Origin of the sequence: Pedobacter aquatilis, from assembly GCF_032678405.1 — a bacterium.
GTDB classification, from domain to species: domain Bacteria; phylum Bacteroidota; class Bacteroidia; order Sphingobacteriales; family Sphingobacteriaceae; genus Pedobacter; species Pedobacter aquatilis_A.
The window spans coordinates 283,813-302,184 of the sequence record NZ_JAVTSJ010000005.1; the positions used below are offsets into that span (position 1 = coordinate 283,813).

The window sequence follows — 18,372 nt, forward strand, 5'->3', positions numbered from 1 at the left end:
AGCGAAGTAACCATGCACTTGTTAATCACATTGTGATATTGATATATTTGATATTGAATTTATCCGTTTGAAAAAGTTATTCCTGATTTCTGTATTTTGCCTTATAGCTACAATTTGTGTGGCGCAACCCTACTATTTCAGGCATTACCAGGTAGAAAAAGGCTTATCCAATAACGCAGTTTTCTGCGCTGCCCAGGATAACAATGGCTTTATGTGGTTTGGCACTAAAGATGGCTTAAACAGATTTGACGGCTATCAGTTTAAAACCTACCGGCACGACACACAGCTTCCTGGCAGCCTTGGAAACGATTTGGTTTACGCCTTACATAAAGACGCGGCAAATCATTTATGGGTAGGCACTAACCTTGGCGTTTACCTATACCTGCCACAAACAGAAAAATTTCAGGTTATAAAAGGAACCGAGCATTTAAGGATAAACGACCTAACATCAGACAATAATGGAAACCTATGGATTATTTCCATCAGGAAAACCTTTATCTACAACATTGCCACTAAGAAACTTTTTGCTTTTGAGAAAAAGGCGCCTTTTGATGCAACTTCTGTAACAAAAATGAACGATGGCAGTATCTGGATAACCACTTTACAAGGTACTATTCAGCATTATGATGCTAAGCTAAAGCAATTCAGGTCGTACAATGTGATGGATAAGTCCAACCCAAAGGAAAATAGCTGGGCCACAAAAATGCTCGATATCGGTCATGGCAAAATCCTCATTGGAACTGCAAACCAGGGGATTAAAACTTTTGATCGCAAGACAGGGTTAACAACACCGGTTATAACTTTCAACAGTAACAAAACTTCCATCTATGTACGCGATATGATAAAAGCTTCGGATAATGAATGCTGGATCGCCACAGAATCGGGAATTTACATTTATAATGGAAAAAAAATAATCCAGCTAAATAAACAGTACGGAAATATGTATGCACTTTCTGACAATGCTGTTTATACTCTTTTTAAAGATCGCGAGAACGGCATTTGGGCGGGAACATACTTTGGGGGATTGAATTACTGTTCGAGCCAGTATTCGGTTTTCACCAAATATTTTCCCCAAAAAGGTGTTAATGCAATAAGCGGAAGTGATGTAAGGGAGATCTGTAAAGATGGCAATGGAAATCTTTGGGTAGGTACCGAAGATGCCGGATTGAATATGCTGGATGCAAAAACCGGTTTATTTACCAATTTTTCTCCGGATGGAAAGCCTTCCAGTATCTCCTATTCAAATATTCATGGTTTGCTTGTAGATGGAAACCGGCTATGGATTGGCACTTTCGAACACGGCCTTGATATCATGGATATCAAAACAAAAAAAGTAATTAAACATTATACGCCCGGAAAAGGGAATTCCCTGTTAAGCGGGTTCATCCTAACTTTTTGTAAAACCAAAAGTGGCGATATCCTTCTCGCAACCATTGTTGGCCTTTATAAATACAATAAACAAAAAGATGATTTCGACTTAATTGAAGGCCTCCCCCTGATCTTCTATACCACAATAACAGAAGACAGTAAAGGTAATATCTGGGCTGGTTCGTTTAATCATGGCATTATTAAATTCAGGCTTGATAAAAAAGGATTTGTTCATTACGAGCATAACCAGAAAAGCCCGAAAAGCCTGGCTCATAATACCGTTAACGGTGTCTTCGAAGATAGCAGCAAAAACATTTGGGTTACAACAGATGGTGGTGGTTTAGATAAATTCAATCCAAAAGATGATAACTTCGAAAGCATTACGGTAAAAGACGGTTTGCCCAGTAATTTTCTTTTTAAAATTATTGAAGATAGCGACAAAAAGCTCTGGATACCCAGTAGCCGTGGCCTTGTAAAGTTTGATCCGGAGACAAAAGCGGTAAAGGTTTATTCCAGTTCAAATGGTTTGCTTTCTGATCAGTTTAACTATAGTTCGGGTTTTAAAGATAACGATGGGAGAATTTTCTTTGGAAGTGTAAGTGGAATGATCAGTTTTAACCCAAAAGACTTTAAAAATATAAGCATCCAGCCACCCGTAAAAATAACGGGATTCCAGATAAATAATGAGGAAATTGATGTACAAAACAAATCTGTATTATCCGAATCAATATTAAATACAACAAAGATTGTATTAAATGATGCGCAATCCTCTTTCAGTCTTGATTTTGCAGCAGTGAGTTTTCTTTCACCGGAAATGACGCAATACGCCTACCGTATGAAAGGCATCAGTGATGATTGGAACTACCTGAAAACAAACCGGAAAGTTTACTTCACCAAACTCTCGGCAGGCGATTATGTATTCGAGGTAAAAGCCCTTGGTAATGGCAATACCACCTGGACAAAAAACAATCCGCATTTAGCCATCACTATACTTCCACCGTTTTATAAAAGTAGGCTCGCCTATGCAGTTTATATACTTTTGCTTTCGCTCGTTGCCATATACCTTTTCAGAAACTACCATAAGCGCATGGAAAACCGGAACAGGCAACGGATGGAGCGTTTCGAAAACAAAAAAGAAAAAGAGATTTATCAGGCTAAAATTGAGTTTTTCACCAATATTGCCCACGAAATACGCACACCGCTTACTTTAATAAAAGGGCCTATGGGCGATTTAATCAAACAGGCATCAGATGTGCCTTATATGGAAAAGAAACTTAAAATTATGGAGCGGAATACCGACCGGCTCTTTAAGTTGACCAATCAGCTATTGGATTTCCGTAAAACTGAAGTAAACGGCTTTTCGCTTAATTTCGTTAAAGCAGGCATTTCCGAAATCCTCAGCGAAATTTTCACCATCTTTCAACCAGTTGCCGAACAAAAAAAACTGGACTACAAATTAAATCTTCCTGAAAAAAAGATTGAAGCTTATATCGATACAGAGGCCTTTTATAAAATATTAAGCAATTTAATTGATAACGCTATCAAATATAGCGATACGCTGATAACGGTTAATTTAGAGATGCCGAAAGATTCATCATCGGTGTTTCAGATTACGGTAATTAACGATGGAAAAACCATTCCGTCAGAGTTGCACCATAAAATATTCGAACCTTTCTTCAGGGCTACCCAAACGCAAATGAAACAGGGAACAGGAATCGGATTGTCTTTATCAAAATCATTGGCAGAACTACACGGAGGCAGTATTGTTGTAATTAATAACGAAGAAGGCCATAACCTGTTTGTACTCGAATTGCCAGTGCATCAGTTAATCGAGTTTAATTTGAAGGGAAAATGGAAAAAAAGAGTATAACCGATTTAAGTACTAATGAAGCACAGCCTGATAAGTTCGTGGTGTTGCTGGTGGATGATGAGGAAGACATCCTTGAATATGTTTCTGATGTTTTAAGTGAAAAATACAGGGTAATAACGGCAAGTAATGGTCTGGAGGCATTAGAAAGGTTAAACGAAGAAATTATTCAACTCGTGATTAGTGATGTGATGATGCCAGAAATGGACGGTTATCAGCTTTGCGATAAAATTAAATCGAACCTTGAATACAGCCATATTCCGGTGATATTACTTACTGCAAAAACCGGGCTTCAAGCTACCATCGAAGGCCTGGAAATGGGTGCTGATGCCTATGTAGAGAAGCCTTTTCACACCGATTTTTTATTGGTACAAGTGGCATCATTACTTAAAAACAGGGATAAAATAAAAGCCTATTTTGCCAGTTCTCCACTCATTCACATTAAAAGCATGGCTCATACCAAAGGCGATGAACTATTTCTTGAAAAACTCCAGAACCTGATTAATGAACGGCTGGATGATCCTGAACTTGGCGTAGAATACCTTGCCGACCGTATGAATATGAGCCGGCCCACGCTATATCGTAAAATCAAATCGATTTCAAACCTGAGCAGTAACGAGCTTATCAATATTACCAGGTTAAAAAAAGCCGCAGAACTGCTCAATGAAGGCATATTAAAAATATATGAAATATCTGAAATGGTTGGTTTCAGCTCGCATAAACATTTTGGCCGTACTTTTTCCAAACAGTTCGGCATGTCGCCAAAAGAGTACGTTCAATCAAGACAGGAATCATAAATTCATTATCAAACTGATTCCCCTTAAATATGGATTTTCTTAAAGACTGCTTAAGATTAGTTTTACAGAAAATACATTAACCAAAAAATATTCATTTTGTATTTGGTATTATACAAAATTTTAAATAATTTGCGCCTTTCATATTTCATATTATATGAACAAAGGCTTATAAAATATAGCCCTTATCAGGATTGATAAGGGCTATATTTGTTTTAAAGCTATACATAACTGTGCTTAACTTATTTAAGCAAATATGAATAACAAGTTATATTTTAAGCAACAGGTTGATAATATTAGCGATAATCGGATTTTGATCATTGCTTCTCCAGTTTAAATAAAGATCTGTTGGATAGGGCAAACTAATGTACCTAACTCCAGGAATATCATGAAAGATATAAGAATCGGGCAGAATGGCAATCCCTTGATTTTTCCTTACCAATGCAATAATGGTTGATCCAAATTCTGAATGCAGGTAAACGTTTGGCACCACTTTAAGCGATTTAAACATATTCCTGATAATTTGATTGTAACTACTTCCTTCATCTTTAACGGGTAAAATAAACCTTTCTTTGGCAAGCGCTTCACTCGTCAAATCCTCCACACTTTTAATCGGATGATCTGCAGCAACTACAAGAGCCAGGTGATCAGTATAAATCTTTCTTGCACTAATTCCTTCATCATGGTTAGTATCGCGGGTAATTACCAGGTCAAGTTTATAATTACTCAAAAAATCCTGCTGGTTTTCATACATTACCTGTACCAGTTCTATCTGTAGCTTAGGAAACTCTTCACTTATTCTTGATGTAATCTGTGGTACAAGCGAGCCTGAAATAGAATCAGGATGAGCAATCCGGATTGTTCCGTATTCTCCCAAATGAATTTGCCGGGCAAATTTATGAATATGCGTAATCTCATTAAGTTCATTATCCCACTTCTCTTTTAAGAATTTTCCGGCTGGCGTAAGTTTTACATTTCGTTTATTCCTAAAAAAAAGTGTTACACCCAGTTCATTTTCAAGCGATTGTATCTGGCGGCTCAGTGCTGATTGCGTAATATTCATTTTTGCCGATGTTTTCCAGAAATGAAGCTCATCCGCCAGGGCAAGAAAATATTTAATTTGTTGAAGATCCATTATTGCAATTTAAGCATTAGTTAATGACATAATAGCATTTTATTGAATTAATCTATCACCTATTTTTGATGTTATGATCAAAGTACAAGATGATAGTTTAATAATAACCCCGGTTAAGCATGCAGATATTGCTGAATTGCAAAAAATTGGTCGTGAAACTTTCCTCGAGACCTTTTCAACTACAAATTCTGCTGAGAACATGAAGGATTACCTGGATAAAAGTTTTTCGGATGATAATCTTTTGAGGGAATTGAATAACGCTGAATCATCATTTTACTTTGCCATTTTAGCCGGAAAGGTGGTAGGTTATTTGAAATTAAATACCGGTTCAGCACAAACAGAAAAAAACATGCCTGATGCTTTGGAAATTGAACGTATTTATGTTTTGGCAGGTTTCCACGGTAAAAGCGTAGGGCAATCGCTTTTTAATAAAGCCCTTGAATTTGCAAAGGAAAAAAATTACAAAGTAGTTTGGCTGGGTGTATGGGAAAATAACCACAGGGCCATAAAATTTTACGCAAAAAATGGTTTCGAAGTATTCGATTCGCATGTTTTCCACCTTGGAGCAGATAAACAAACCGATTTAATGATGAAAAAACAGTTATCATGAGTAGAAAAAATATTTTCCTGATACTTCTAATTGTCGGCACGGCCTTTTGGGGCATTTCATTCTCTGTTACCAAATTATCAATCAGCAACCACGAAGCTTCACTGTTTTTGTTTTACCGGTTTCTTGGAGCAACCCTTATATTATCCATAGTATTCTTTAAAAAATTAAAAAGCCTGAATTGGAAAAATGCGGTAAGTGGTGCAATACTGGCCATCCCGTTAATGATTAGCATAGGTTTACAAACACAAGGCATAAAACTAACATCGGCATCACAATCAGCTTTTTTAGCCGGAACTACTGTGGTAATTGTTCCGGTTTTAAAAATGGTCTTTTTCAGAAAGCTTCCACAAATGAAAATATGGATTGCCGCAATATTATCTTTAATCGGTTTGTTTATCATCTCAGTAAAAAACGATTTTTCGATAAATGCCGGAGATTTCCTAACCATTGCAGGTGCATTTGGTTTTGCCTATTACCTGATTAAGGTTGAGCAACAATCGGCAAAAACCGACATCATTGCCACCATAGTACCAATGTTTGCCACCTGTGCCTTATTTACTTTTGTAATTGTTTGTGTTAAAGCACCTGCAACAATGCTTCCCCTTGATAACACCTTCTGGATTGGCGTTGTTTTCTGTTCATTCTTTTCAACTGCATACATGTATTCCATATCTAATATTGCACAGAAATACATCAGTGCGGAAAGGATTGCTGTAATTTATCTGCTCGAACCCGTTTTCGGTGCACTTGCCGCAGCTTCGCTAATCGGTGAAGAATTAAGCTGGCGTTTACTTGTAGGTGGATTGTTTATTTTCATTGGGATGGGCATTTCTGAATTGAACTTGAAAACTTTACTTAAACCGGTAAACCTAAGATATAAGCAGGCAAATTAGAGCCACATTAGAAAAAATCAATTTAACCATGAATTAGTACGCATTTTAAGTACTAACAACGCATTTCTTCCTGTTTAGCAGAAATCACCATTATATATTCTTATATTGTTTGCGATGGATTTAAAAAGTGAAATTTCGCAGGCTGTGGCTCATCTTTCTGAAAGGAATAGTCCTCATATTTTAGATGAAGATCAAAAGACAGCCCTGTTGGAAGCACTTAAAACTGCAGATGAGAAACAGGCTATTTTAGATTCGATCATCAATTTCTCTGATGACGCCATTATCAGCAAAGACCTCTCCGGAAACATTACAAGCTGGAATGCAGCAGCTGGTAAAATTTTTGGCTATACACCCGATGAAATTATTGGCACTTCCATAACCAGGCTCATCCCGCCTGAAAGACTATCTGAGGAAGAAGAAATTCTGGCGAAACTTAAGGCAGGGCAACGAATTGAACATTTCGAAACGAAGCGACTACACAAAAACGGAACTATTATTGATGTTTTACTCACCATTTCTCCGGTTAAAAATAGCTATGGTGAAGTTGTGGGGGTCTCGAAAATTGCCCGGGATATTACAATTCAGAATTTATATGAAAGAAATAGTGGCTGGCTAAGTGCCATCGTCGAATCATCAGACGATGCCATCATCAGTAAAAACTTCGATAGCATTATTACCAGCTGGAACAAAGGTGCCGAACGAATTTTTGGTTACACCGCCCTGGAAATGATTGGTTTTTCCATCTTAAGGTTAATCCCCGAGGACAGACTGCAGGAAGAACCTGAAATTTTGGCGAAATTAAGAGCAGGGTCGAGGGTTGATCATTTTGAAACCATACGCCTGCATAAAAGTGGCGAACTGATTCATGTGTCGCTTTCCATTTCTCCCATAAGAAATAAAGCAGGCGAAATTGTTGGCTTGTCGAAAATTGCCCGTGATATTACCGATAAAAAGGTTTTAGAAAACAAGAAGGATGAATTCATCAGCTTTATCAGTCATGAGCTGAAAACACCACTAACTTCCTTGCGCTCTTATGTTCAGATAGCACTTTTAAAAACCCGTGAAGCAGGGCTCGATTTTGTTGTAAATGCACTTTCAAGAGCTGAAAAACAAACCAGGAAGATGGAAAATATCCTTTCAGATTTCTTGAATGTCTCCCGGCTCAAAGAAGGCAAAATGATTCTTGAAAAAACCCAATTCGACCTTGTAACACTCATAAAAGAAAATGTTACAGATGCAGCATTGAGCGCAAAACAAGAGATTATATATGAAGGTGTAGAACAGGCAAGCGTTTATGCTGATGCTGAAAAAATAGGAATGGTGTTAACCAACCTCATAAACAATGCGATAAAATATTCGCCCGGAACTGATAAAATTATTGTTTCGTGCAATCTTTCAGAGAATAACTTTATTGTTGCTGTGCAGGATTTCGGCATCGGCATTTCCTTGGAAAATCAGCAGGGCTTATTTACAAAATTCAACCGTATCAGAACGGTAGAGACTAAGTCAATAGGTGGTTTTGGTATCGGACTTTATCTTTCTGCTTCCATTATTTCATTACATAATGCGGTTATTAAAATCCAAAGCGAGCCGGGCAAAGGCTCAACCTTCTCGTTTTCATTACGAAGCCTTTAACCTCTAAAGACTTCATCTACTCAAAAATAGCCATACATATCCTGTCAAACAAAGTGATAAATACGTAATTTCTTTCAGTTACGTAATTATTATAAATCTAAAGCGGGTTTTAAGTAGCATTTTTTAACTTTGGCACATCATGAGTCCCGAACAAAGTGTAACATTTAATTTTTTTGATGATAGTCTGCTTTTAAAGGCGCTGCAAACTGCAACAGACGCAACAGCAATATACATTAACGAAGATATTCAGATTCGTTTTGCCAATGATGCGATGCTGAAAATCTGGGGCAAGGATTCCGGTATTATCGGAAAAACACTTGCCGAAGCTTTACCTGAGTTGGATGGACAGCCGTTTATAGAAATTTTACAAAGGGTGTGGCGTACCGGCATTACTTACTCTGTATTTGATACGCCTGCCACACTGGAAATCAACGGAGAATTAAAAACAGCTTTTTTTGATTTCGAATACCGTGCGCTACAGGATGAAAACAAACAAACCTGGTGCATCATTCATTCAACAAAAGATGTTACACAACGTAGAGAACAATTGTTACGTTTAGAAGCCAGGGATGAAGCTGAGCAAACCCTGAATGAAGAAATGGCAGCAACAGTTGAAGAACTGCTTTCTACCAACGAAGAACTAAACCGTTCAATGGGCTTGCTTGCCGATAGCCGGGAGCATATCCGAACCATTATAAACCAGGCACCTGTTGGTATTTGTATGCTTGAAGGTCCTGAACACATTATTGAAATCGCAAATCCTGCCATTCTTAAAATCTGGGGACGGACTCCTGCAGAAGTAATTGGCAAATCACACCTCACTGCCCGCCCTGAATTAAAAGGACAGCCGGTAAATGATTGGTTAAAAACAGTATTCGAAACAGGTATTCCAAAAGTTAATCATGAGTTTCAGGTTAATTTATACAATAAGGGCAGTTTAAGAAAAGCTATTGTAAATTCAATTTACCAGCCAATTAGCTCTTCACGTGGTGAGATTACAGGTGTACTTGTTATACTCGAAGATATTACCAGTCAGGTATTAAGCAGACAAGCTCATGAACGTGATCAGCATATGCTTGGCGTAGCCATTGAAGCCGGAGAACTAGGTACTTTTTATTACGAACCCTCAAACAACCTTTTTTCAGGTAATAATTTACTTAAAAGCTGGTTTGGCTTGCCTGCCCATGAACACATGGATTTATCTAAGGCAATTGATGCTGTGGTGGAAAGCGACCGTAAGCGTGTAGGTAACGCCATTCTCGAGGCGCTTGCACCAGAATCTGGTGGGAACTACGCTATAGAATATCAGATTTGTGCCGGCCCCGGAGAACCTTTACGAACCGTTCAGGCTTTAGGAAAAGTAATTTACGAAAATGGTTTGGCAATAAGCCTTAATGGAACGCTAAGAGATGTTACTGAGCAGAAAAAAGATGAACAGCGTAAAGACGACTTCATCAGCATGGTAAGCCACGAACTTAAAACACCTTTAACTTCCATCAATGCCTACATCCAGGTACTACAGCGAAAGGCAATTCAATCAGGAGACAAACTACTGCAGGACACCCTGGAAAAAACGCTCAAGCAGGTACGTAATATGGGCTCGATGATTAACGGCTTTTTAAACGTTTCCCGCCTTGATTCCGGTAAAATGGCAATTGACCTGCTTGAATTTGAAATGGTTGATTTATTTACCGAACTGGAAGATGAATTGCAATCAACAGTTCATACACATCGGTTGGAGTTTAAATACGGAGCACCGGTAAAAATAAAGGCCGACCGTGAAAAAATTGCTCAAGTGATACAAAACCTGGTAGGCAATGCTGTAAAATACGCACCAATGGGCACAAACATAACGGTTGGATTTGAAAAAAAAGGCAATCACCAGCTAACCATTTCAGTTAAGGATGAAGGAATGGGAATCGATAAAGCAGATCAATCGCAGATATTTGAACGCTACTACAGGGTAAAAAACAACAACATGGGTTCTATATCTGGCTTTGGTATCGGTTTGTACCTTTGCCGTGAAATCATATCGAGGCACGGTGGAGAAATCAGTATCGAGAGTACCCCCGGAAAAGGTGCATTGTTTCTGATCAAATTACCAATTGATTAAAAGCCAGAATTATCATCTATTTCAATTCTTACTTCATCTGCCAAACTAATTCCACAATGTACCTGCAAGCCCCAATACCAAACTCATCCATATACCTACAAAATAACCAATTAAGCTTAAAACTATTAACAGCTTTCCTGTCCAACCATTAATTTTTCGTAAACGAGCGGTAATATCGTAACAAAAACCAGTTATAGAACCAAGAAATGGCGAAAGTAAAAGCGGCTTTATCTGCCAGTAACTCCCCCACCCCGGGTTTCCTTTACCGGCAACGATTAAGAAAAAACTAACAATACATAAGCTTATCAATGCGCCAGTAAGCATTCTTTTCCCAACTAAAAGAGTAAGAATGGATTGCTTCTTAAGATTTTGTTCCTGTGTCATGTTCAAAATTTTAAACAAAACTACAAAACAACTTTGTATTTCAAAGTACTTTTTAAAATAAAATGCCTGATTCTTAAATTATTAGAAATGCTGTAATCAAGTATTTTGAAACAGAGTAATTATACAGTTACAGCCTTAAAAGTTATGATAATGTTAAATATAAAATCGTCCAAAACCTTTTTTTATCATGTGTGTTCATTTATTTCAATCGCGATAAAATGAACACTAAATTTAGAAATGCAATATTACTGGCTACCCTTGGAATGATTGTGGTAACCTATGTAAGCTGCAAAGTTTCCATCCCCGAAGGCGCAACAGCAATAAAACCGTTCAATAAAGATAAATATTTAGGAAAGTGGTATGAAATAGCCCGGATGGATTTCAAGTTTGAAAAGAATTTGAATAATGTAACTGCAACCTATTCTTTAAATGGTGATGGCTCGATTCGCGTAGATAACCGTGGTTTTGATTACGTAAAAAAGAAATGGAAAGAAAGTATTGGCAAAGCAAAATTTGTTGGTGATAGCAATGAAGCTCGCCTAAAAGTGTCCTTTTTTGGTCCCTTTTATGCAGGTTATAATGTAATTGAACTCGATGAACAATATAAATATGCTTTAGTTGCCGGAAATAATCTGGATTACCTTTGGATTTTATCACGAACAAACAGCATACCGGAACCGGTAAAAGCCGCTTACTTAAAAAAAGCAGTTGCACTGGGCTTTAAAACTCAGGAACTGGTTTGGACAGAACATACTCAAGATTAGTAACATCTACATTTCTTAATTGAAATCCGGAAATAAAAAATTGTTAATATTGTTTACATAAAAATTTAACGCCGTGTCATTAAAATCGCTCGTAAAAACCCGCTGGTCAGTAGAAGCTGGCCGGATCTCTATATTTCCTTACGGATTAACCTATATTTTAGCAGGTGTTTTAGGCATTTTGTTTTTGGGTATTTATCTGGTCTATGCTAATTATCTCACTGCTGATCTATCTTCTGAAATGCTATTTCCTGCAATAATGGTAATCATTATACTCATTTTTGCGAGCTGGGGCGCAACAGCTATAGAATTCGATCTTAGCCGGGGAATTATGCGCAGACGACTTTTCGGTTTTATTAATATCGGCACTATCCCCTTTTCCGCCATTTATGGAATCAATCCGGTATCCAATATGATGGGATCTTACAAGTACAAGGTATTTAAAAAAACTAACCGCTATGGAAAAGGGATTCTAGTTTCTTGCAACTATACTAAAAATGACGACCCGAATGCAGTTGCCTTTGCCAATGAAGTTATTACACCGATCCACGAATCATTACAGCATTATGATGCGCCCGGCGATTTTAGTCCCGCCTATATCGATGCTTATACATTTTTCAAAGTTGAAGGGAATATATATACCTTAAAGAAAAATAAGGCCGGTAGTATCATATTTGGCTTAATTTTGCTGGCAATAGGAATACATGAGCTTACACCTGCTGCCTGGTTAGGTCATGACATAAATGTTGGCCGGGTTTGTTTTTTACTTTTCACCATAATTGGCGGGGCAGCTTTAATACTGGGCGGTTTTACAGATACTGTTTTTGATAAGAGTGCCCGCATGGTGAGCAGGAAAAGCCCGATTGGCTTAGGAAATAAAACCTATTATTTTGATGAATTTAATGGCATTCAAACTGTTAGGAAATCAACAAATTTCATTTATTCTGGTACAGATGTTCAGGCTTACTTTTTAAAACCTGGTGCAAAAAGCGAACAGGTATTGTTGTTAAGTAATTTCTTTAGCACCCGCAAAGTCGAAAGGTTTATTACCGAAGTAAATAGTATTCTATTATAATTGATCAGGTTATTGTATTCTAATTAAAAGATTGCCTGAAAGCCAATGGCGAGAGTTTAGTTTTGGTTTTAAAAAGCTTACTGAACGATTGTAAATGTTCAAAGCCGAGCTGGTAAGCGATTTCACTTACCGAAAGATTTGTAGTGGATAGCTTTTCTTTAGCCAGCTCAATTAATTTATCATGTAAATATTGCTGGGTGTTCCGCCCGATTAAAGATTTAAGCAATCCTGTTAAATAACCAGATGAAATATTCAGGTCGAAAGCTATTTGTGCTACCGTTGGCAGGCCGCTGGTAATTAAATGACCACTCGAAAAATAGTCGCTTACAAGTTGTTCCAGGCGATCAAGTATTTCGTGGTTATTCGCTTTCCGTGTAATAAACTGGCGCTGGTAAAAACGCTCCGAATAGCTTAATAATAGTTCAAGTTGAGATATAATCACCTGCTGCGTAAAACGATCGATATTTGCATGCACTTCCTGATTTATCTGTTGAGAGATTGAATTCAAGGTAAATTCTTCATTTTCTGATACATGAAGTGCTTCGTAAAGTGAATAATCAAAAAAATCGTATTGTTTAATGGTTTTGGCAAGATGGGTTCCCCAAAGTAAATCCTGATGAAACAAAAGCATCCATCCTGTCGGGCGATGAATACGGTCTTTATACACTTCTACAGTAAATACTTGTCCTGGAGCCATAAAAAACAACACACCATCTTCAAAATCGCTGGTCTGCTGTCCATATTTAATTTTCGCATCTGGAACCCTTTTCAGCGCAATGGAGTAAAAATCAAAAATCATACTCGCCGAACCATTTTCTAATGGGATTTTTACTTCCTCCATATTCACCAAACTTACCAGCGGATGGGCTGGTTTCCCCAGCCCCGCCAGTTTATAATATTCTGAAATTGTTTTAAACCTATATTTAAGTTTCTCCATCCTGTTAAGGTATTAAAAATAAATGCCAGATTGCAAATCTTCAAGTAATGAAGGTTGAGATGGATTCCAGTTTAGCATCTCCTTTGTTAAATTAGCAGTTGCAGGTCCATCTATTGAAGCAAAATGTTCGAAAAACCCAAAATGTTCCGGCGCTTCGTTCCTGGTTTTAGATGTTACAGGCAAATTAAGGTTAGAACCAATGGCTTCGGCAATAGATTTTAGGGTAACCGATTCCTCTGCAACTGCATGGAAACGTAATCCGGGTTGCGCTTTTGCCAAAGCCAGGCGGTAAAGTACTGCCGCATCTTTGCGGTGTACGCCTGTCCAGCGATTTTGTCCTTCACCAATATAGGCTGATTCACCTTTTTTACGGGCAACATCAATTAGCATGGGCACAAAACCGTGCAGATCACCTTCGCCATGCACCGATGGCGACAGGCGAACCACTGAAACTTTTACGCCTTTAAGAGCTAATCCATCAACAGCCTGCTCCGAAGCTACCCTTGGATTGCGTGCATTAGCGTAATCAGGAATCGTTTCTTCTGTTGCCGGTTTCCCTGGCCCAGCTACTAAAGTACCAGATGTTACCAGAAAAGGTTTTGCTGTACCAATAAGTTCATTCCCTATGGCTTCAATTGCCCTTCGGTCTATTTCGCAAACTTCGGCAAAACGGGTAAAATCATGAATAAAACCTAAATGAATAACGGCATCGGCAGCATTTGCCCCTGAAACAAGGCTTTCGAGATTCTCCAAATCACCATGATGCACTTCGGCTCCTGCGTCATTTAGAGCTTTCACTGCTTTTTCATTGCGTGCCAAACCTAATACCTGATGGCCTGCATTAATTAATTCGCTAACAACGGCGGCACCTACAAAACCTGTGGCACCTGTTACAAAAACTTTCATATCATCTTTTAATAAACGTTTAACAATATTTATTGATAATTGTGATGTTTTAAACATCAACAATGCAAAGATGATCGATTTAAAACCTGCTTATTTAGCCAAATCTGATTTTGATTTAGCCTAAACCAAGAAATTCCTGTCCTAGCCTTAACATTAACTTTTCTATGTTAATCATTTTTCTTTTTTGAAGTATGGTTTTCCCATATTCGGTAAAATATTCATGCTCCAAAAGCAGTTTCAGGTTTAACGAATCCCATTCCTGGTTTGAAAAAAACATATTCAACTTTTGCTCCCACTCCTTTTTTAACAGGCTGGCATAGTTTAGGTATTCTTTGAGCGAAAAATGATAAAAATCTGCATCACAGATGATCCGTTCAATTGCTGATTTAGGATCTTGTGGATAAGTTGTTGCCATGATACAGCGCTGAATTTCTGCAATAACTCCTTCATCAATTTTAAGCTTGATAAGAAAATCAGCAGCCATTTTTGCGCCCAATTCTTCATGACCGATATATTTTTCAGTATAGCCGATATCATGAAGCATAGCTGACAGATGGAGGGAAAACTTTTCATCAGTTGAACAATTTTCGTTTTCGGAAATTAGCCTGACAGCTTCTACAACCAATTGGGTATGCGCATAATTATGGAAGTACATACCTTCAGGTAGCTGATTGGTATAAATATCCTTGATAAAATGCGCTGTTTGATTTAAAATGAACTGCTTCTCATCCATGATCCCTAAATTTTCCACAATGTTAAGTTTCAATTCTGGAGAAAATCTGGAGGTAGAAATCCAACTTCAGATTTCCTTTAGAATTGACGCTTATTTTAGCCTGCTATGTTAGTAAATGAATCTAAACCAGAGAAAAGCACAATTAAACCAAAGCATATTGGTAAGACTGAAGGTACTTCGGGCGTAAATATTGGCCTTTTAATATGGAAAGAGATGAAAAGGCAGGGTATTAGCCAAACCGAACTGGCGGAAAAACTAGGTATTAAAAAGGGAAAAATGAGTAATATCATTAATTCAACCGATTTAAGAACCGACCAGCTATATGATATAAGTAAGATCTTAAACCACGATTTCTTCGCTTATTATCATCCTGTTAACGGAAAAATTAAATCTGCTACTGGAGAAAGCAACGCTTCAATTGAAAAGATTGCTTTACTAAATTCATTGCTTCAGGAAAAAACGGTAATGCTGGGTCTATCCGATAAAACCATCCAAAGCCAGAAAGAAATCATTAAGAACCTTGAATTATTACTGGGTAAAAAATAAGGTTCGCTGAACTAACATCCTAAAACCTCATCGCTATTTAACATCTTTTTGCCAGATATCCTGGTATTTTTCAGGATGGCGATTGAATTCCGCGTGTACATAAGGGCACAAAGGCAAAATTTTAATGTCTTGCTCCCGGGCGTAACCAACCAGTTTTTCAAGTAATAGTTTAGCAAAACCCTTTCCGCCAAATTTCTCATCCACTTCAGTATGGTAAACGACTAAAGTGCCATCTATAATGGCAATATCCATTTTACCAGCCTTTTCATCATCAGAAAATAATTCTACCTCTCCCCGATTGTATTCATTTAAAACGATTTCTGTTCTTTCCATTGTATTCAGTTTATAATTTCATGTAGACAAATGATCTATCCCTTGAAGATTTAAAAAAATTAAGACTCACATCAAAGTTTATAATTTCCTAATACACCAGGTAGTCATAGCCCGTAAGTTTTGTACATTAGTTGTTTTTATGGGTTCATGTAACTCAGCGCCAAGGTTTCTGGTCAGGCGAAGCAACATTTCCTGATTCACCAGAAAACGTTCTGATTCGTCGGGGAGAATGTACCTTCCGTTTCCGATAAACCTTACATTAGCTTCTATGCCAATATCTGAAGCGAGACGGCAGAAAAAATATCCCCCGCGACGCAGTACCCGCCACATAGAACTAAGCATAGTATCAAAATGTTCAGGATTTGTGGCAAAATGAAGCACCGCACTGCTGATGACCAGATCAAATGATTCATCGTTGAAAGGAAGCTGAGATACCTCCCCCACCATAAAATTATTATTAATTGCCTTTCCTGATATTTTTAAGGCAAGATCTCGAATTTTTTCTATAGCTTCCGCATTACGATCAACGCCATAAACATCAAGTCCCGTCCTTAGAAAAAATTCAATGTTGCGTCCGCTCCCACAACCCGCATCCAATACCGACTGACAACTTGAATATGTACCCTTCAATAATTGGTCGAATAAATAAATATCAATGTCACCATAGGTATTACGCGGATCTGTTTTTATGCTGTTCATTTGTTCAAAGGTAAATATAAAAATATCAGTTTTGTCTGCGCAAGTACTTATATAAACTTGTGGTTCAAACCATTTAGTTTGATATAAAAATTATTTTTGTTTTGAGCTTCTGTGATGAATTCATTTTATTTTAAACATTGCCGGGCTATATGAGTTTATAGCATAAACCATTACATTAATTCATAATAAATCCTCCCAGATGAAAAAATACGATGCGATTATTATTGGTGCAGGACAAGCGGGTGTACCGCTCGCTAAAAAGCTGGCGCAGGCAGGAAAGAAAACTGCTTTAATAGAAAAAAGACTGATTGGCGGGACCTGCATAAATGACGGTTGTACGCCCACGAAAGCAATGATCGCCTCGGCAAGGACGGCTTACCAGGCCAGAAATGCTGCTGCGTTAGGTGTAACGGTTGGCAAAGTAAAGGTGAACCTGAAAAAAATCATACAGCGTAAGGATAAAATTGTGGAAAGCTTTCGGACTTCCTCAGAAAAAGGCATCGCTAACACCAGTGGGTTAGATCTTTATATGGGTGAGGCAACTTTTGTTGGCAAAAAACAAATTCTGGTGACTCATCCAGATGGAAAGCAGGAAAGCCTGACTGCTGAACTTATTTTTATCAATACAGGAGCAGAAACCATCATTCCTGAAATTGAGGGTTTAGCTGATATCGATTTCCTGACTTCTACCACTATGCTGGAATTGAAGACTGTACCAAAGCATTTAGTGATCATCGGGGGCAATTATATCGGGCTTGAATTCGGGCAAATGTTTTCCCGTTTCGGTAGCAAGGTTACTATTCTGGAGAAATCTGATCGGATTCTATCCAAAGAGGATGAAGATGTAGCTAACATGATGAGCGACATCCTGATTGAGGAAAAAATCGACATCATTACCAGTGTTAAAGTAAACTCGTTTAGTCGTGAAAAAAGCAAAACTAAAATCAACATCAAAGTAGGAAATAAGACCAGGCAGCTTAAGGCAAGCCATATTTTATTGGCTGTGGGCCGAAAACCACAAACCGCATCGCTCGGACTTGCCCTTTGTGGAATCAAGACAGATGATAAAGGACACGTGCTGGTTAATGATAAACTGGAAACCAATGTAAAAGGAATTTATGCACTTGGCGATGTAAAAGGAGGCCCGGCTTTTACCCATATTGCCTATAATGATTATACCATCGTTTACCGTAACCTGATTGAGGGTACAAATTTTAGCAGTAAGGACAGGCCTGTACCCTATTGCATGTTTACCGACCCTCAGCTCGGCCGGATAGGTTTATCTGAAACCGAAGCAAAAGCGAAGAAATTGAATTATAGGGTTGCAGTATTACCGATGTCAGCTGTCGCAAGGGGTATCGAAACAGGTGAAACCAGGGGCATGATGAAAGCAGTGATTGATCCGAAGTCCGGAAAAATCCTCGGTGCGGCAATATTGGCTGCTGAAGGTGGTGAGGTAATGTCTGTTATTCAGATGGCTATGGAAGGTGGTATCAGTTATGCTCAGCTGCGTTATTGTGTATTTGCCCACCCCACTTATTCCGAATCCCTTAATAATCTTTTTATGAAAATCGAAAGCTGAT

17 protein-coding genes are annotated in these 18,372 nt (G+C 38.1%); 10 read left to right on the top strand and 7 right to left on the bottom strand.

What is annotated here, in order from left to right:
- The first annotated feature begins 67 nt into the window (after positions 1-67).
- A complete protein-coding gene (locus R2R71_RS14940; RefSeq protein ID WP_316832082.1) occupies positions 68-3,238 on the top strand; it encodes a two-component regulator propeller domain-containing protein in 3,171 nt (1,056 codons plus the stop codon).
- Positions 3,220-4,032 carry a response regulator gene (locus R2R71_RS14945; RefSeq protein WP_316832083.1) on the top strand — a complete coding sequence of 271 codons (813 nt, stop codon included), beginning with the start codon at positions 3,220-3,222 and terminating at the stop codon, positions 4,030-4,032. Before R2R71_RS14940 ends, R2R71_RS14945 begins: the two co-directional genes overlap by 19 nt.
- 265 nt (positions 4,033-4,297) lie before the next feature.
- On the opposite strand, the gene R2R71_RS14950 is transcribed toward R2R71_RS14945, so the two are convergent.
- Positions 4,298-5,164: a LysR family transcriptional regulator gene (locus R2R71_RS14950; protein ID WP_316832084.1), complete on the bottom strand. Its 867-nt coding sequence runs from the start codon at positions 5,162-5,164 to the stop codon at positions 4,298-4,300.
- A gap of 73 nt (positions 5,165-5,237) precedes the next feature.
- Here R2R71_RS14950 and R2R71_RS14955 point away from each other — a divergent pair, with 73 nt between their 5' ends.
- The 4 genes from R2R71_RS14955 (at position 5,238) to R2R71_RS14970 (ending at position 10,415) form a co-directional block, all read left to right on the top strand.
- A complete protein-coding gene (locus R2R71_RS14955) occupies positions 5,238-5,774 on the top strand; it encodes a GNAT family N-acetyltransferase (RefSeq protein ID WP_316832085.1) in 537 nt (178 codons plus the stop codon).
- Positions 5,771-6,667 carry a DMT family transporter gene (locus R2R71_RS14960; RefSeq protein ID WP_316832086.1) on the top strand — a complete coding sequence of 299 codons (897 nt, stop codon included), beginning with the start codon at positions 5,771-5,773 and terminating at the stop codon, positions 6,665-6,667. The genes R2R71_RS14955 and R2R71_RS14960 overlap by 4 nt, the downstream gene beginning before the upstream one ends.
- Before the next feature lie 114 nt (positions 6,668-6,781).
- Positions 6,782-8,302 (top strand): PAS domain S-box protein, encoded by a 1,521-nt coding sequence (locus tag R2R71_RS14965; protein ID WP_316832087.1) that lies wholly within the window; start codon positions 6,782-6,784, stop codon positions 8,300-8,302.
- A gap of 139 nt (positions 8,303-8,441) precedes the next feature.
- A complete protein-coding gene (locus R2R71_RS14970) occupies positions 8,442-10,415 on the top strand; it encodes an ATP-binding protein (RefSeq protein WP_316832088.1) in 1,974 nt (657 codons plus the stop codon).
- 45 nt (positions 10,416-10,460) lie between these two features.
- Here the strand turns inward: R2R71_RS14970 and R2R71_RS14975 are convergent, their stop codons facing one another.
- On the bottom strand, positions 10,461-10,799 hold the full coding sequence (locus R2R71_RS14975) for a hypothetical protein (protein ID WP_316832089.1): 339 nt from the start codon (positions 10,797-10,799) through the stop codon (positions 10,461-10,463).
- Between the two features lie 218 nt (positions 10,800-11,017).
- Here R2R71_RS14975 and R2R71_RS14980 point away from each other — a divergent pair, with 218 nt between their 5' ends.
- Positions 11,018-11,563: a lipocalin family protein gene (locus R2R71_RS14980; RefSeq protein ID WP_316832090.1), complete on the top strand. Its 546-nt coding sequence runs from the start codon at positions 11,018-11,020 to the stop codon at positions 11,561-11,563.
- Positions 11,564-11,636: 73 nt separating this feature from the next.
- Positions 11,637-12,635: a hypothetical protein gene (locus R2R71_RS14985; protein WP_316832091.1), complete on the top strand. Its 999-nt coding sequence runs from the start codon at positions 11,637-11,639 to the stop codon at positions 12,633-12,635.
- A 19-nt stretch (positions 12,636-12,654) separates the two neighbouring features.
- On the opposite strand, the gene R2R71_RS14990 is transcribed toward R2R71_RS14985, so the two are convergent.
- From R2R71_RS14990 to R2R71_RS15000, 3 genes are all read right to left on the bottom strand, one after another.
- Positions 12,655-13,572, bottom strand: coding sequence for a helix-turn-helix transcriptional regulator (locus tag R2R71_RS14990; RefSeq protein ID WP_316832092.1), 918 nt, complete (start codon positions 13,570-13,572; stop codon positions 12,655-12,657).
- 12 nt (positions 13,573-13,584) lie between these two features.
- Entirely contained in the window at positions 13,585-14,478 is an 894-nt protein-coding gene (locus R2R71_RS14995; protein WP_316832093.1) for an SDR family oxidoreductase, read from the bottom strand.
- Positions 14,479-14,593: 115 nt separating this feature from the next.
- On the bottom strand, positions 14,594-15,211 hold the full coding sequence (locus tag R2R71_RS15000) for an HD domain-containing protein (RefSeq protein ID WP_316832094.1): 618 nt from the start codon (positions 15,209-15,211) through the stop codon (positions 14,594-14,596).
- 105 nt (positions 15,212-15,316) lie between these two features.
- On the opposite strand from R2R71_RS15000, the gene R2R71_RS15005 reads away from it, so the two are divergent.
- Entirely contained in the window at positions 15,317-15,757 is a 441-nt protein-coding gene (locus tag R2R71_RS15005; protein ID WP_316832095.1) for a helix-turn-helix transcriptional regulator, read from the top strand.
- Positions 15,758-15,790: 33 nt separating this feature from the next.
- Here the strand turns inward: R2R71_RS15005 and R2R71_RS15010 are convergent, their stop codons facing one another.
- Both R2R71_RS15010 and R2R71_RS15015 read right to left on the bottom strand, forming a co-directional pair.
- Positions 15,791-16,090 (bottom strand): GNAT family N-acetyltransferase, encoded by a 300-nt coding sequence (locus R2R71_RS15010; protein ID WP_316832096.1) that lies wholly within the window; start codon positions 16,088-16,090, stop codon positions 15,791-15,793.
- Between the two features lie 78 nt (positions 16,091-16,168).
- Positions 16,169-16,789 carry a class I SAM-dependent methyltransferase gene (locus R2R71_RS15015; protein ID WP_316832097.1) on the bottom strand — a complete coding sequence of 207 codons (621 nt, stop codon included), beginning with the start codon at positions 16,787-16,789 and terminating at the stop codon, positions 16,169-16,171.
- Between the two features lie 199 nt (positions 16,790-16,988).
- Between R2R71_RS15015 and R2R71_RS15020 the strand changes: the two genes are divergently transcribed.
- Positions 16,989-18,371, top strand: coding sequence for a mercuric reductase (locus R2R71_RS15020; protein ID WP_316832098.1), 1,383 nt, complete (start codon positions 16,989-16,991; stop codon positions 18,369-18,371).
- The last annotated feature ends 1 nt before the right edge of the window (position 18,372 follow it).

Excerpts from the sequence above, each read along its gene's own strand:
- R2R71_RS14945 (WP_316832083.1), top strand. The coding sequence starts at position 3,220 with ATGGAAAAAAAGAGTATAACCGATTTAAGTACTAATGAAGCACAGCCT.
- R2R71_RS14950 (WP_316832084.1), bottom strand. The coding sequence starts at position 5,164 with ATGGATCTTCAACAAATTAAATATTTTCTTGCCCTGGCGGATGAGCTT.
- R2R71_RS14955 (WP_316832085.1), top strand. The coding sequence starts at position 5,238 with ATGATCAAAGTACAAGATGATAGTTTAATAATAACCCCGGTTAAGCAT.
- R2R71_RS14960 (WP_316832086.1), top strand. The coding sequence starts at position 5,771 with ATGAGTAGAAAAAATATTTTCCTGATACTTCTAATTGTCGGCACGGCC.
- R2R71_RS14965 (WP_316832087.1), top strand. The coding sequence starts at position 6,782 with ATGGATTTAAAAAGTGAAATTTCGCAGGCTGTGGCTCATCTTTCTGAA.
- R2R71_RS14970 (WP_316832088.1), top strand. The coding sequence starts at position 8,442 with ATGAGTCCCGAACAAAGTGTAACATTTAATTTTTTTGATGATAGTCTG.
- R2R71_RS14975 (WP_316832089.1), bottom strand. The coding sequence starts at position 10,799 with ATGACACAGGAACAAAATCTTAAGAAGCAATCCATTCTTACTCTTTTA.
- R2R71_RS14980 (WP_316832090.1), top strand. The coding sequence starts at position 11,018 with ATGAACACTAAATTTAGAAATGCAATATTACTGGCTACCCTTGGAATG.
- R2R71_RS14990 (WP_316832092.1), bottom strand. The coding sequence starts at position 13,572 with ATGGAGAAACTTAAATATAGGTTTAAAACAATTTCAGAATATTATAAA.
- R2R71_RS14995 (WP_316832093.1), bottom strand. The coding sequence starts at position 14,478 with ATGAAAGTTTTTGTAACAGGTGCCACAGGTTTTGTAGGTGCCGCCGTT.
- R2R71_RS15000 (WP_316832094.1), bottom strand. The coding sequence starts at position 15,211 with ATGGATGAGAAGCAGTTCATTTTAAATCAAACAGCGCATTTTATCAAG.
- R2R71_RS15005 (WP_316832095.1), top strand. The coding sequence starts at position 15,317 with ATGTTAGTAAATGAATCTAAACCAGAGAAAAGCACAATTAAACCAAAG.
- R2R71_RS15010 (WP_316832096.1), bottom strand. The coding sequence starts at position 16,090 with ATGGAAAGAACAGAAATCGTTTTAAATGAATACAATCGGGGAGAGGTA.
- R2R71_RS15015 (WP_316832097.1), bottom strand. The coding sequence starts at position 16,789 with ATGAACAGCATAAAAACAGATCCGCGTAATACCTATGGTGACATTGAT.
- R2R71_RS15020 (WP_316832098.1), top strand. The coding sequence starts at position 16,989 with ATGAAAAAATACGATGCGATTATTATTGGTGCAGGACAAGCGGGTGTA.